Raw genomic sequence first — 15,327 nt, forward strand, 5'->3', positions numbered from 1 at the left:
GCGAAATTATAGCAAAGGCACTGCCATCAATCCAGTGAAAGTTAGCAATTCTCTGCACAAAAAACACACTCAGAGTCCATCCTTATTTACACCTGCTTTTTTATCGCCTCCCATGCATCATCCATTTGTTCTAGGGTGGCCGTGTCAAGAGACAGCCCATGTGCAGCTAAATATGCTTGCACTTTTTCAAACCGCGCCGAGAACTTATCATTAGCGGCACGCAATAATTGCTCAGGATCACGTTTAATATGGCGCGCTACATTAACGGTTGCAAAGAGTAGGTCGCCCACTTCTTCGGCGCTATGTGCCGAGTGCGGATCAACCGCGAGTGCTTCTTTTACTTCATCTACTTCTTCGGCCACTTTAGCTAATGCACCATGATAATTTGGCCAATCAAAGCCTAACCCTGCAACTCGCTGTTGAATTTTTTTAGCTTTAGTTAAACTCGGTAAGTGTAATGGAATATCTTGCCAAAGTGACGAACTAGCAGTTCCTGCTTTCGCTGCTCGCTCTTGCGTTTTAATTGCTTGCCACTGCTCGCTAAGTTGCTGCTCAGTCAATGCGTGTTGTTGCTTAAATACATGTGGATGTCGCCTTACTAGTTTATCATTTAGCCCCGCCATCACATCATTAAAGTCGAATAAGCCTTGCTCTTTTGCCAGTTGCGAATAAAAAATGATTTGAAAAAGTAAGTCACCAAGTTCATTTTTAAGCTCTGTTAAGTCATTTTTCTCAATGCAGTCTGCAACCTCGTACGCCTCTTCTAAGGTATGGGGCACAATTGATTTAAAATCTTGTTTTACATCCCACGGGCAGCCCGTTTCCGGATCACGTAATTTAGCCATAATGGCTAATAACTCAGTCAGCGTATCTGGTGAGATCTCGATTGTTTGACTCATTTACTTACCTACACTCATCTTAATGGCTGCGCTTGGCTTCATGTACGCCTTCGATTTGATCTAACTTTGATAATAATCGGTTAGTACTTGATAAGTCATGCACTTCAACTTGCATAGTAAATAATGCTAGTTGGCGGTCGTCCACAGTTTCCATGTTCATATTTAAAACATTTACTTTTTCATTGGCGAGTACCGAACTGATATCGCGAATAAGACCGGGCCTGTCGCTGGCTTCAATTTTAATTGCTAAAGCATATGAGCCGTTAATTTCATCAGACCAGCTCACCGCAATAACTCGCTCCGGATGCTGTGCTTTTAAATTACTGAACGAATCACAATCAACTCTGTGCACACCAATCCCACGCCCTTGGGTAATATAACCGATGATCTGTTCACCCGGCACTGGACGACAACACTTAGCCACATGGCTCATTAAACTGCCTACTCCATCAACCACAATCCCGTTTTTATCACCACTAGTTTTAGTCGGGTTCTTAAAGCGGATCACCGGCTCATCATCTGAGCGGTCAGTGATAAAGTTCAGTAATTGATTTAAGCGTACATCCCCTGCACCAATCGCAACCATCAAGTCATCGAGCTCTTTAAAGTTATAACGCGAAATGGCTGGTTCTAAATGCTTGTAGGTAAGATCGAGCTTTTGTAATTCGTTATCAAGGATCTCTTTACCGGCACTGAGATTTTTATCACGGTCAAGTTGTTTAAACCAATGATGTATTTTTGCTCTAGCGCGAGATGATTTGATATAACCCAGTGATGGGTTTAACCAGTCACGACTCGGATTAGGTTGCTTTTGAGTTAAAATTTCAACCTGATCACCGGTGTGTAGTTGGTGGGTAAACGGCACAATTTTGCCAAATATCTTTGCTCCAATACACCGGTGACCCACGTTTGAATGAATGTAATAAGCAAAATCCAGCGGTGTAGCGCCAAGCGGTAAATCAAAAATGTCGCCACGGGGAGTAAAAACATATACTCGGTCTTCAACAACTTGATTTTTTAGTTCATCAGCTAAATCGCTGCCATCAACCACTTCTTCTTGCCATTGCAGTAATTTACGTAACCAGCTAATTTTTTGCTCATAGCCTGAGCCTCGCCCTGGTAATGCGCCTTCTTTATACATCCAGTGCGCAGCAACACCAAGCTCTGCATCTTGGTGCATTGCATGAGTACGGATTTGAATTTCAACGGTTTTGCCTTCTGGGCCAAACACCACGGTGTGAATAGATTGATAGCCATTTTGTTTAGGGGTGGCAATATAATCATCAAATTCTTTATTGAGGTGGCGCCAATTAGTATGCACGATACCCAAAGCACCGTAACAATCTTGTAATTCATCTACCACAATACGCATGGCGCGAATATCAAACAGCTGGTCAAACTCATAATTTTTTTGCGCCATTTTTTTATAAATGCTGTAGATATGTTTTGGTCGGCCATAAACTTCACCTTTAATGCCTGCTTGAGCAAGTTTACTTTTAACTTGTTCAACCATATCGACCATATAGGCTTCACGACCTAATCGCTTATCATCTAATTGCTTGGCAATATTTTTGTAAACATCAGGGTGTAAATAGCGAAACGCTAAATCTTCTAACTCCCACTTTAATTGGCCAATCCCTAAACGATTAGCAAGTGGAGCAAAAATATCGGCGGTTTCTTTGGCGGCAATTACACGCTCTTCTTCACTGGCATTCTTAACATCACGTAGATGACACACTTGCTCTGCAAGTTTGATAACAACAGCACGAACATCTTCAACCATGGCTAATAGCATACGGCGGATATTGTCAACTTGAACAGTGCCTGTACCTTGATGTGCCAAAGTACTAATGGTTGCCATTTGTGCCACACCCGTTAATAAGGTTGCTACGTGGTTGCCCATCACATCAGTGACTTTTTCTATATCAATCAGCTCAGCTAAAAAACATGGCGTAATATACGCAGTAGCTAGGGTGTCTGCATCGAGGTTCATTTCTACCAAAATTTCGACCATTTCCATGGCAATATTTTGTTGTTGATGATTATGCAGCTCAGCGCAAAGGGCATTCGCCTTCGTTAAAAGCTCGCGTTTTTCTTGCGTTAAGTTCAGTAAACTAAGCCGTGTACTAAAATCACCCTGCTTGTCGTGTTGGTGTGATTGCCGAGTAGCTACCATAATGCGCTCTACCTCCTTTGAAATAACGCCATTGTTTCAATATGCCCAGTATGCGGAAACATATTCATTAGCCCAATTTTTTCAAGTGAAAATCTAGCTTGCGTAATAATTGCACTGTCACGGGCTAAAGTCACAGGATCGCAAGAGACATATAAAATCGTTTTAAATTGCTCAAGAGGCAGTTGCTCTAAAATAGCGAATGCACCTGTACGTGATGGATCGAGTACTAAAATATCCAACTCTGTACTAAACCACGGTGCTTGCTGCATGTTTTGTGTTAAATCAAAACAATGAAAATGAGCGTTGGCTATATGGTTAGTTTGCGCATTTTGCGTCGCCATTGCAACCGCAGAAGCCACTCCTTCGACCCCAACCACACTTTTTGCGTACTTTGCCAGCGCTAATGAGAAATTACCGATACCGCAAAATAGATCGAGTACTTGCTCCTTTACACTTAAGTTAAGCCAATCAACTGCTTGAGATAACATGGCCTGATTAACCTGCGCATTAACCTGAATAAAGTTTTCTAAACCAAATTCAAACTTTAAACCAAGCTCAGCTAACTGATAAAATGGCATGGGTAAATGTCCATGGTGAATTTGCTGGGTTTCCCCCTGCCATATAATCTGCCATTGATGACTCAACCCAAGTTGCTCAATTGTATTTTTTAATTTATCACTGATGGTTTTAGTATGGCGTATAACTACAAAGTTTTGTTCGTCTGCCTGGCATAATTGAAGATGACTCACACTTCGCAGCTCGCTATGTAGATTTAATACCTCATCAAAAACAGTAAAAATAGCCGAAAAAGCATCGCTTAGTACCGCACAGTGCTGCACACTGACAATTTGCTTGGAGCCTTGCGCCCGATACCCAACACGCATTTTTTTTGCAGTTTTATCGTACATTACCGCCAAACGTGCACTGCGGCGGTAATGTGTTGACTCGCTCAATAACGGATCTTGCCAGTTCAATGTATTAAGTTTTGCGAACTTGGCAAACAATTGGCTCACTGCCAATTGCTTTTCTACTAATTGTTGATCAAGACGCAAATGCTGCAGTTGGCAGCCTCCACATTGTTGGTAGTACTCACAAAATGGTTTTACTCTCGCATCACTAGCTTGTTCAACTTTTACTGTTTTAGCAGCACTATAACGGGCTTTATCTTCAATTAATTTGGCTTTCACCGTTTCGCCTGTAAGTGCCCCATTCACAAAACACACTTTATTATTGTGTTTAGCAATGCCCCGACCTTGATGATCCATGCCGGTAACGGCCAACGTTAACGACTGCCCTGAAAGGGTTTTCTTTTTTGCTTGGAAAAACTGCGCCATCGGGCAACACCTTAAATATTGATTCTACGAGGGTGATTGATTACTAGCTTATAAGTATATACTCTTTAACTAACTAATAATGATAACAACGTTCACTTATGACTAAACTTGGTTTGCGCGACTCAGTTTTAACGCTAACACTCATTCCCACAGTGATTATTGGATTACTCCTTGGCGGCTATTTTACAATAAATCGTTACATTGAGCTTGATGAAATTTTATATCAGCAAGGCACGACAATTTCCGAGCCACTTTCAATCGCCATTGAACAACCACTCTTAGCAAAAAATAAACAGCTACTAAACCGTTTGATCAGTCATGCCCATAATAAGCACTCCCCGGCAATTAAAACGATCGCTATTTTTGACGAGCACAATGAACTGGTATTAACCAGTAACTATCATCGTGACTTTGATGATCTAATGCATACCGAACAGTTACAAATGGGCAAAAGCACTAAAGTTGTCACCAGCAATCACCTTATTACTTTTTTCACACCAATCATCAACCACTCAACCCCAGATGCACAGTGGAACAACGCCGCCTTTCAGACATCTTTGGGGACTGTGGTAATTCAGCTCAATAAAGATCAAGCTATAATAGGCCAGCAGCAAGCATTGTTGATCAGCGGCATCGTGATCATTTTAGCCTTAGTATTAGCAGCTATTCTTGCCATTAGGCTTAGCCACATGTTTATGCACCCTTTAAATAAGTTAGTACTTGCTACCGACAAATTAATTGAAGGAAAAAGAGATACCGGGCTCACAGTGCCGATGATGGGAGAGTTTGAGTTATTGCGCCAAGGTCTCAACACTATTTCAGACACAATGGTGATGCAAAAAGATGAAATGCAAAAGCACATTGATCAAGCTACCAGCGATTTACGTGAATCATTAGAACTGTACGAAACACAAAACATTCAGCTTAGTATTGCGAAAACCGATGCTCAAGATGCGAACCGAGTAAAGTCTGACTTTTTAGCAAAAATGAGTCACGAACTGCGTACGCCACTCAATGGCGTTATCGGTTTCACCCGACAACTTCATAAAACTCCCTTGAATAAACATCAAAAAGACTACCTTGATACCATTGAGCTCTCAGCAAATAGTTTAATGACTATCATTAGTGATATTTTAGATTTTTCTAAGCTTGAAGCAGGCGCCATGGAACTTGAATCTATTCAGTTTCAGCTGCGCGATACTATAAATGAAGTACTCACTTTACTTGCGCCAAGTGCACATGAAAAACAACTTGAGCTATCAATTTATATCAATGCGCAAGTGCCAGATAACATTACTGGCGATCCTACTCGATTTAAACAAGTACTGATCAACCTGATCAGTAATGCCATAAAATTCACTGAAAAAGGCGCTATAAAAATTGATGTTGGTCACCGCTTACTTGATGAAGAGCGCACATCTATTTTGGTGTCTGTCACTGACACAGGTGTCGGTATCCCAATGGATAAACAAGATGCCTTGTTCACTCCATTTGGCCAAGCTGATTCTAGTATTACCCGTAAGTTCGGTGGCACAGGGTTAGGTCTTATCATTACTAAACACATTGTTGAAAACATGGGCGGCCGTATTACCCTAAATTCGGCGCCAGGCAGTGGCACCTGTTTTACTTTTAATAGCGTATTTAGATTACCAAGTCATACTTACACCAGTGATCTACCAAGTAAATCGCTTGCTAATAAACGTATTTTATATCTAGAGCCCCATGAGCATACTCACCATGCCGTGCTTTCATTACTGAATGAGTGGCAAACTCAAGTTACAGCCTGCTTTGATCAAGAAAGCTTTTTACAAGAGCTCAATAAAGAGTTTAATTACGATATTTGTATTATTGGTCACGTCGCTGCTGTTGATGAAATGCAGCGATTAAAAAGCTATATCAAAGCGGTGCGCGAATCAACTGACTACCTGTATTTAATGCTCAACTCAGTGTCGCATAATATGCGTGAAGCTTATATTGGCTGTGGCGCAGATGCGTGTTTAAGTAAGCCGCTCAATCACCGTAAACTCTGTGAAGTGTTAGCTGCACCATATCGACTTGATCACCCAGTGCATAATATTGAAGAGAGTGACGAGAAACTATTGCCACTAAAAGTATTAGTTGTTGATGATAACGATGCCAATTTAAAGCTAATCTGTACTTTACTCGAAGAGCAAATTGAAATTATTGATACTGCTCACAATGGTTCGCAAGCCTATAGCTTAAGTAAGAGCCATAAATACGACATTATTTTTATGGATATTCAGATGCCAATTATGGACGGTATTACCGCCTGTAAATTGATTAGAGAATCATCATTAAACGAAGATACCCCCATTATTGCAGTTACCGCCCATGCCTTAGCTGGTGAAAAAGAACAGCTCATTAAAGATGGTTTTAAAGGTTACTTAACCAAGCCGATTGATGAGGATATGCTGAAACAAATTATTAGTGATTACAGCCCACAGTCTCCCCTCAGACGTGACAAAAGTCGTAATGATTTAGTAACTCAAGAGCCGCCATTTACAAGCAGCTCATTAGATTGGTCTTTAGCGCTACAACGCGCCGGTGGCAAAAACGAGCTGGCACTAGAAATGCTAAATATGCTGCTGCTGAGCGTGCCTGAAACCTTACGCCTACTTGATGAAGCGATTAATAACCAAGATTGTGAACACTTATTGAGTATTATTCATAAGTTTCATGGTGCCTGCTGCTACACAGGTGTTCCTAAATTAAAAACACTTGCTGAAGCATTAGAAACCGCATTAAAAGGTGATTGTGATTTAAGCTATATTGAGCCTGAATTATTTGAGCTGCAAGACGAGCTTAATAACCTAATGACCGATGCGGGCTTAGCTGAGCCTTAACGGCATTGTATTTCAAGCGGTTTACCTGTTCTTAAACTGCTGATCTGCCAAGTTACAGTTGCATCTTGTTGCGCCAACGTAACCTTAGCAATATCACTGACCATATAGTCACCAGGCACATTAAGCCTCGTTAAGTTGTTTGATAAGCGTTGCTGACAATACGGACCTGTGTCACCGTGGATCACTAAAACAGGCTTTTTTACCGTGCTTGCAAACTCTCTTAATGCATCTCGGTAAACTTTAAAACCATCGCACGCTTGCTGTACCTTTGCGCTACATTGCGGTTGCTCAGTTTGATGTGTATAAATATCAGCTTGAAAAGCAATAATATAGCCTTTCGCTGTTGGGGTTGCTTGCGCCAGCCATTGAAGATTATTAGCATCTCTTGCATCGGCTTGTTGATAAGCAAGTTGCTTATCACTTTTCAGTATCTGCCTACGGCCATTATGTGTGCCAGCAATATGTAGCGTCATAAACTCTACATCTGCAAACTGCCAACGGGCATTTTCAACCATGTTTGCTTGGTGGTTAAATTTCTCCAGTTGCTGGGCTTTTTTAAAGTAGGCACTGTCATACATCAACCCCTTTAAGTAGGCCAAACGCGCTAATTCATCATAGCGCGGCGATAAATTATCACGGTCGCAGTCTGTCCATTCATTATCACCGGGAGTATAAATGAATGGTTGAGCTGTTAACATGCTCAGTAACTGTTTGTTTTTTGTTAGTCGCTCATCAGTACAAGGTTCTGAACCCGATTTCATATCACCTACATGCAGTAAAAAAGCATGCTCCGTAGTATTTATTTTACGACCTAGAACGCCCTCTGGCGCTAAATTGAGCTCATCTATTGGCGTATATGGCATATCCCCCATTACCAAAAATGTATTGCTAGACAACGCCCAAGTTAACCCTATTAAACTCAACATCATCACCCCCAAATTACCAATAAAACAACAAGCTTACATTCGCATAGTAACAAATAAATGAATACTTAAAAAAACGGCTTTTTTTAGGCAAGCTTGCTAAAATGGCAACATAGTTACAGCAGAATTAATCAGCCATGTCATTTACGACCACTTATACATTAGATAAACCTTACTTTTATGAATGCTTTGATGAGTCGCTACCTTATAGCGCTCAAGCAAAACCTAAATATATTTTTTTAGTCTTACTTGTGAGCCTAGGACTCACTGCTATTTATGCCTTGGAGCAACACTACCTAGGCAACTTTTTAATTATGGCAGCAGTACTTGAATGTGTGGCATTTTATTATCGCAGGCCTTGGTGGGTCACGCGGCAAATGCTCAGTCGTGCATCGGGATCAGAAGCTACTTTAACAATTGATGATGAAGGCTTTAAAAGTGTAAATCCGCATAAAAGCTATCAGCTAGCGTGGCAAGATATTGACGAGGTAATTTATACCTCACGCGGTATTATTTTAAAAAGCCGTCGCGGTATGCAGTACATTTCAAACAGTGTACTTAATGATGAGGTTATTGAATTCATAAAAAAAAGAGCCACTAAATAGTGGCTCTTTTATATCAATTGAATTGATTAAGTTAATTAAGCATTGCCCGGGTTCGGGTTAGACTTTTCAGCTTGAATACGCATGTAAATTTCTTCACGGTGCACTGAAACGTCTTTAGGTGCATTAACACCAATACGTACTTGATTTCCTTTAACACCTAGCACAGTGACAGTTACTTCATCACCAATCATTAGGGTTTCACCGACTCGACGAGTTAGTATTAGCATTCTCTTGCTCCCGTATTCCAATAAATTAAAAGATTCCGCGTTTGTATCTTAAAGAAAATAAAGCGTAAAAGTAAGTAAAAACTCTAAATCGATTCATTTTCTGTTAAAAAAACTGTTTGTAATGCGCCTATTGCCAAGTTTAAGTCTATTTCATCTATTCAAACTCATATTTTAATATTAGATATTAACTTAGTAAGTAAATAGGTTGACCTATGAACACACACTTAATGCACTAGGGTGTGATCCCGTACTCACTGCTAGATAAAGTTTTAGCAACTAAGTAACCACCAGAAATCTCTTTACACTTAATATAATGGTGATTATTGCTCAATACTTCAAGTCGCTACTAAAAATCTTTATCCGCACTACATAGCATAGTCTATTTTCAAAGTTATGATTAATCATAACTATTTTGACGCTCTGGGCAGCAAAAAGTTTCAAATTTAAAGGAAAGGTAATAAAAAGCCGAGAATGTGGGGAGCAAGCACCAGAGAAAACTCAATTGAGTCTTCTCTGGTGCTCCAGCAAAAGCACGATATGCGCTTTTAGGTACGTTCGGTTAACCAAGCCGCTACACTATCCAGTGCTGAGCTTAAATTTTGCGGCTGAGAACCACCAGCTTGAGCCATATCAGGACGACCGCCGCCTTTACCACCTACTTGCGAGGCCATGTGATTAACAAGCTCACCGGCTTTTACTTTGCCAGTTAAGTCTTTAGTTACACCAGCAATTAAGCTTACTTTGTCGCCATCAGCTACACCAAGTGCAATTACACCAGAGCCAATTTTGTTTTTCAGATCATCAACCATACCGCGTAACGCTTTTGATTCAGTCCCTTCAACGTTCGCAACCAATAGCTTAACACCATTAATTTCAACCACTGAATCTAACAGTGACGCACCCGCAGCGCTTGCAAGTTTATCGTTAAGCTGAGCAATTTGTTTCTCAAGGCCTTTTGATTTTTCAAGCAAAGCCGTTACTTTTTCAAGAACCGATGCACTGTCACCTTTAACCAATGCCGCAACATCATTTAAGTGTTGTTCTTGCTCGCTAACGTAGGCAATCGCATCGGCACCCGTTACGGCTTCAATACGGCGCACACCAGCTGCAATACCGCTCTCTGATACGATTTTAAATAAACCAATATCACCAGCACGGTTTACGTGAGTACCACCACATAACTCGATAGAGTAATCACCAATAGTGACTACGCGCACTTCGTCATCGTACTTCTCACCAAATAACGCCATAGCGCCTTTTTCTTTGGCTTCATCGATTGCCATCAATTCAGTGTTAAGAGCAAAGTTACGACGAATTTCATTATTAACAACACGCTCAATTTCACGTAGCTCGGCTTTTGTCACAGCTTCAAAGTGTGAAAAGTCAAAACGTAAACGCTCTGGATCAACCAATGAACCTTTTTGCGATACGTGCTCACCTAATAACTGACGCAATGCTTCGTGAAGAATATGCGTTGCTGTGTGGTTCTTTTTAACGCGATCGCGGCGCGCATCATCAATGGTCGCTTCAACTCTATCATTAACGCCAATACGACCCATCACAGTACCATGATGAGCGAATGCATTACCGAGTTTGGTCGTGTTAGTAACGCTGAACTCACCACCGGCTACAGTTAATGTGCCGGTATCGCCAACTTGACCACCCGATTCAGCGTAGAACGGTGTACGGTCAAGTACCACAATACCTTGTTGGCCATCTTCAAGCACTGATACCGCTTTACCTTCTGCAAACATTTCTATCACTGTGCCGCTGTAATGTGTTGCATCATAGCCTTTAAAGTCTGTGTGTTTATCAGACTTTAATTGTTGGTTATAGTCGGCGCCAAACTTACCTGCTTGCTGAGCCGTTTTGCGCTGTACGTCCATGCACTCTTGGAAGCCTTTCTCGTCAATGGTCATAAAGCGTTCACGAGCAACGTCTGCGGTTAAATCGGCAGGGAAACCATAAGTATCATAAAGTTTAAAGACGAGCTCACCTGGGATAACATCACCGCTTAAGTTCGTTAAGCTGTCTTCTAAAATAGCTAAACCACGCTCAAGGGTTTTGCCAAACTGTTCTTCTTCGATACGTAGAACTTTTTCGATAATTTCTTGCTGCTTAGCTAGTTCAGGGTATGCTTGTCCCATTTGCTCAATTAACGCAGCCACTAATTTATAGAAAAACGCGCCCTGTGCGCCAAGCTTGTTACCATGGCGAACCGCACGGCGAATAATACGACGCAGTACATAACCACGGCCTTCATTTGACGGCATAACGCCATCAGAAATCAAAAATGCACATGAGCGAATATGATCAGCAACTACGCGCAGTGATTTATCATCCATATCTTGAGCATTGGTAACGTCTGCCGCGGCTTTAATTAAGCCTTGGAATAAATCGATTTCGTAGTTTGAATGCACGCCTTGTAAAATAGCAGCAATACGTTCTAGACCCATACCTGTATCAACAGACTGTTTAGGAAGCGGCTCCATAGTACCGTCGCTTTGACGGTTGTATTGCATAAATACTAGATTCCAAATCTCAATGAAACGGTCACCATCTTCTTCAGGAGAGCCTGGAGGCCCCCCCCAAATTTCTTCACCGTGATCATAAAAAATTTCAGAGCATGGACCACATGGACCGGTATCACCCATCGACCAAAAGTTATCACTGGTTGCAATACGAATAATGCGATCTTCAGGTAAACCAATTTCGTTAGACCAATAGCCAAACGCTTCTTCATCATCGTGATAGATAGTAACCAGCAGTTTTTCTTTAGGTAGCTTAACTACGTCAGTTAAAAACTCCCACGCAAACTTAATTGCATCTTGCTTAAAGTAATCACCAAAGCTGAAGTTACCTAACATTTCAAAAAAAGTGTGGTGGCGGGCTGTGTAGCCGACATTTTCTAAATCGTTATGCTTACCACCGGCACGCACACAACGTTGTGAGCTAGTTGCGCGGTTATAAGGACGGCTTTCTGCGCCTAAAAATACATCTTTAAATTGCACCATACCGGCATTATTAAATAATAACGTCGCATCGTTACCCGGAATAAGCGAGCTTGATGGAACAATTTGGTGTTGTTTAGAGGCAAAAAAGTCTAAAAACTGTTGCCTGATCTGTGCGGTAGTCATGTGCTGCATTTGAAAGTCTCACCCATTTTTACTGTGCTTGCATTGCAAAATCAATTTGTTCGTAACTGAACCCTCGATACATTAAGTAGCGCACGCGCTTAGCTTTTTCTTTGTGATCGAAGTCGTCCTGTGAATTTGAATATTTCTTTAAATACGCATCCTGCGCTAACTCAAACCAATCGATTTCGAATGATTCTATAACACTCTCTAGTAGTGTTCGGTCAATCCTTTTGCCCATGGCTTCACTTTGTATACGCTTTAAGCCATGCTTTTTAGCAATATGGCGACGCACAAACCCTTCAACATACCGTTGTTCATTAATAAAATTGTGTTCTTCACACCAATCTAATAAGGCTTCGATAAATTCAGGCGTCGCCTCTTTTTGCTGTAACTTTTGAGTTAACTCACGGCGCGAATATTCTTGGCGACCAAGTAACCAAAGTACGTAATTCTTTAATTTTTTTTGTAGCGCTTCATCCATTTCACCAGCCATTATGCGTCAAAGCGACCGCTGTCGTCATTCTGCTGCGGTGCTATAGGCTTGGCATCAGCGGGCGGTACAATCGGCATAAAAATAGCTTGATAAGAAACAAAAAAGCTAATGTAGCAAATTGGCATTAAAACCAACAGAGGTAAGAACGATAAGAACATTGAAACCATCATCAAACCTGCTGCAATCGCGCCATATACACTCAGTGGTGCCATATTATGATAAAACACCATAAGTGAGCTTTTAAGTACCTCAAAAATTCGTCGTTGTTGATTAAAATAAACCAGCGGCACTGCATACGAAAAAGCAGTTAAATAAACCGATAAGGCAATTAAAAACAACGCCACATTTGCCATGGAAATACTATCTATCACTTGCTGTAGAGCAATATTCGGGTCAACATTTGGATTACTCATAATTTCAATGGCTTCGGAAAATAAGCCACCTGCCAATAACGCCATCAACACACCCGCAGCCATTTGATAGAGTGCTAAGCGAAGTAATCCCATACGATTACCTTTGTTAGTAAACGGCTTTAGGATATCGGCGAGCATTATTTTTCCACCTTGCTGCTTGGTGATCACCGCTTGATAAAAACCGGCGGTTAAAAAGGGGGTAGCTAATGCAGCAATAATTTGTAAAAAAGGTAGAAATAACGATAACAGACCAATAATACCGATAAATAAATGCATAAAAATAAAGGTAAAAGGCTGAGTTTTAAAAATAAGCCAGCCTGCTTTAAACCATTTCAACCCAGCATCGGCTTTAAATACTCGTAATTCAATTGACATACTTGCTCTTAAATTAACAACAAAACACGCCGAGTATAACTCGGCGTTGGATCGGATAACATAGACGACAGCGTAAAATTAAGGTTTTTTAATCTTCTTTATGTCTAACATATGCGCGCCGTGCTTAATTTTTGTTTCTAGGTAGGACTGGTTGCCCGCCACACCCGCTTTGATATGTGCATGGGTGCCGATAACAGAATCAACCGCAATGCCGCCATCTTTTAACGCATTAAGCTTTTTAGGGTTATTCGTCATTAATTTAACGTGCTTTAATCCCAACGCTTCTAACATCAGTACTGCGTCTGAAAAATCACGTAAATCATCAGCAAAACCTAAATGGTTATTCGCTTCATAAGTATTCATACCTTGTGATTGCAATACATAGGCATCAATTTTATTGTATAAACCTATTCCTCGCCCTTCTTGGCGTAAATAAAGCAAAATACCGCCTTGTTCGTGCATCATTTCAATACACTCATTAAGCTGCTCACCACAATCACAACGAGATGAATGAAATACATCACCGGTTAAACACTCCGAATGCATACGAATAAGTGGTACAGACTGCTCACTATCGGCACGATTAAATACCAAAGCAACGTGCTCTTGGCCATCTTTCAAATCGCGAAATGACACGATTTCTGCGGGAATATCACTGTTTTTGCCAACATTTAGCTGGACTCTAGCTCTTACTTGCGCCACGACACATCCAAATTATAAAGTAATGCGATACTTAAATTGTGATAATATCACAAAGACAAACTGCATTAAAAATAATACAACACCGCAATGAGTAGTAACTATATTGAGGCAGTTACTTGCAATTCAAGCATTATAACTCAGTTTAGCGTCGTGCTGAATCCACTGTAAGTGTTTTATAGTGTATTTCCTTTTTCAGAATGAAATTTAACTTTGCTTCCCTTAGTCGTAATGATCAATTAGGATGAATTGTTCGTAATAACACCTATACCTTGATTTAAGTAACCAACGTTTGAGGAGTTTTGATGAGTAACAACGAAAACTATACCCCACCAGCCGTGTGGCAATGGGATGCAGAAAATGGCGGTGAATGGGCCAAGACCAATCGACCCATTGCCGGCGCAACTCACCCTCAAGACCTGCCAGTTGGCGAACATGCTTTACAACTATACTCTTTAGCAACCCCGAACGGTCAAAAAGTCACTATCATGCTTGAAGAGCTATTAGAGTTAGGCATCTCTGCAGCTGAGTATGATGCATTTTTAATTAAAATTGCTGATGGCGATCAATTTGGCTCAGGTTTTGTGAGTGTTAACCCTAATTCGAAAATTCCAGCGTTAATGGATCACAGTACCAATCCTGTAACTCGAGTATTTGAATCTGGCGCTATTTTACAATACTTAGCTGAAAAGTTTGAGGTACTCGTACCAAGCGATCACACCAGTAAAACAGAGTGCCGTAACTGGCTGTTCTGGCAAATGGGCTCTGCACCTTATTTAGGTGGAGGCTTTGGTCATTTTTACGCTTATGCCCCCTTTAAAATGCAATACCCTATCGATCGTTTTACCATGGAAGTTAAACGGCAGCTAGACGTGTTAAATCGTCATTTAAGCGACCATGATTATATGGCAGGCAGTGAGTATTCAATTGCCGATATCGCTATTTGGCCTTGGTATGGCTCATTGGTTTTAGGCAACCTGTATGATGCAGCAGAGTTTTTAGATGTCGAGTCGTATACTCATGTATTACGCTGGGCAAAACAGATTGAACGCCGCCCTGCGGTAAAACGTGGTCGTCGCGTAAACCGTGTTTGGGGCCCTGAAGAAGAGCAACTCGCTGAACGACATAGTAAAAACGATTTTTAAACACTAACTAAAATTAACAAAAACGCGGTGAACGAAG

Annotated in this window: 12 protein-coding genes; 3 read left to right on the top strand and 9 right to left on the bottom strand. The window is 41.1% G+C overall.

Annotated elements, in window-relative coordinates; all coding sequences use genetic code 11:
- Positions 1-86 precede the first annotated feature (86 nt).
- From mazG to rlmD, 3 genes are read right to left on the bottom strand one after another with little or no spacing between them, the layout of a single operon-like run.
- Positions 87-899, bottom strand: a complete 813-nt coding sequence (mazG, locus tag CWB85_RS00390; protein WP_138553770.1) for a nucleoside triphosphate pyrophosphohydrolase — start codon at positions 897-899, stop codon at positions 87-89.
- Between the two features lie 19 nt (positions 900-918).
- Positions 919-3,075, bottom strand: coding sequence for a GTP diphosphokinase (gene relA, locus CWB85_RS00395; RefSeq protein ID WP_016709781.1), 2,157 nt, complete (start codon positions 3,073-3,075; stop codon positions 919-921).
- 8 nt (positions 3,076-3,083) lie between these two features.
- The gene (gene rlmD / locus CWB85_RS00400) at positions 3,084-4,409 is read right to left on the bottom strand and encodes a 23S rRNA (uracil(1939)-C(5))-methyltransferase RlmD (protein WP_016709782.1); all 1,326 of its coding nucleotides are present in this window, start codon (positions 4,407-4,409) and stop codon (positions 3,084-3,086) included.
- Positions 4,410-4,507: 98 nt separating this feature from the next.
- On the opposite strand from rlmD, the gene barA reads away from it, so the two are divergent.
- Positions 4,508-7,273 carry a two-component sensor histidine kinase BarA gene (gene barA, locus CWB85_RS00405; RefSeq protein ID WP_138553771.1) on the top strand — a complete coding sequence of 922 codons (2,766 nt, stop codon included), beginning with the start codon at positions 4,508-4,510 and terminating at the stop codon, positions 7,271-7,273.
- On the opposite strand, the gene CWB85_RS00410 is transcribed toward barA, so the two are convergent.
- Positions 7,270-8,199 carry a hypothetical protein gene (locus CWB85_RS00410; protein WP_016709784.1) on the bottom strand — a complete coding sequence of 310 codons (930 nt, stop codon included), beginning with the start codon at positions 8,197-8,199 and terminating at the stop codon, positions 7,270-7,272. The two genes, barA and CWB85_RS00410, sit on opposite strands and share 4 nt — an antisense overlap.
- A gap of 134 nt (positions 8,200-8,333) precedes the next feature.
- On the opposite strand from CWB85_RS00410, the gene CWB85_RS00415 reads away from it, so the two are divergent.
- Positions 8,334-8,801: a YcxB family protein gene (locus CWB85_RS00415; protein WP_138553772.1), complete on the top strand. Its 468-nt coding sequence runs from the start codon at positions 8,334-8,336 to the stop codon at positions 8,799-8,801.
- A gap of 35 nt (positions 8,802-8,836) precedes the next feature.
- Here CWB85_RS00415 and csrA read toward each other — a convergent pair whose 3' ends face one another.
- From csrA to CWB85_RS00440, 5 genes are all read right to left on the bottom strand, one after another.
- Positions 8,837-9,028 (bottom strand): carbon storage regulator CsrA, encoded by a 192-nt coding sequence (gene csrA / locus CWB85_RS00420; protein ID WP_004587515.1) that lies wholly within the window; start codon positions 9,026-9,028, stop codon positions 8,837-8,839.
- A gap of 545 nt (positions 9,029-9,573) precedes the next feature.
- Positions 9,574-12,174 carry an alanine--tRNA ligase gene (gene alaS, locus CWB85_RS00425; protein WP_138553773.1) on the bottom strand — a complete coding sequence of 867 codons (2,601 nt, stop codon included), beginning with the start codon at positions 12,172-12,174 and terminating at the stop codon, positions 9,574-9,576.
- A 19-nt stretch (positions 12,175-12,193) separates the two neighbouring features.
- On the bottom strand, positions 12,194-12,646 hold the full coding sequence (locus tag CWB85_RS00430; RefSeq protein WP_029216225.1) for a regulatory protein RecX: 453 nt from the start codon (positions 12,644-12,646) through the stop codon (positions 12,194-12,196).
- A gap of 11 nt (positions 12,647-12,657) precedes the next feature.
- Entirely contained in the window at positions 12,658-13,446 is a 789-nt protein-coding gene (locus CWB85_RS00435) for a BPSS1780 family membrane protein (protein ID WP_016709788.1), read from the bottom strand.
- A 78-nt stretch (positions 13,447-13,524) separates the two neighbouring features.
- Positions 13,525-14,148: a GTP cyclohydrolase II gene (locus tag CWB85_RS00440; protein ID WP_016709789.1), complete on the bottom strand. Its 624-nt coding sequence runs from the start codon at positions 14,146-14,148 to the stop codon at positions 13,525-13,527.
- A 302-nt stretch (positions 14,149-14,450) separates the two neighbouring features.
- On the opposite strand from CWB85_RS00440, the gene yghU reads away from it, so the two are divergent.
- Positions 14,451-15,290: a glutathione-dependent disulfide-bond oxidoreductase gene (yghU, locus tag CWB85_RS00445; RefSeq protein ID WP_016709790.1), complete on the top strand. Its 840-nt coding sequence runs from the start codon at positions 14,451-14,453 to the stop codon at positions 15,288-15,290.
- The last annotated feature ends 37 nt before the right edge of the window (positions 15,291-15,327 follow it).

The organism is Pseudoalteromonas sp. S1727, from assembly GCF_005886375.1.
In the GTDB taxonomy this organism is placed as follows: Bacteria; Pseudomonadota; Gammaproteobacteria; order Enterobacterales; family Alteromonadaceae; genus Pseudoalteromonas; species Pseudoalteromonas haloplanktis.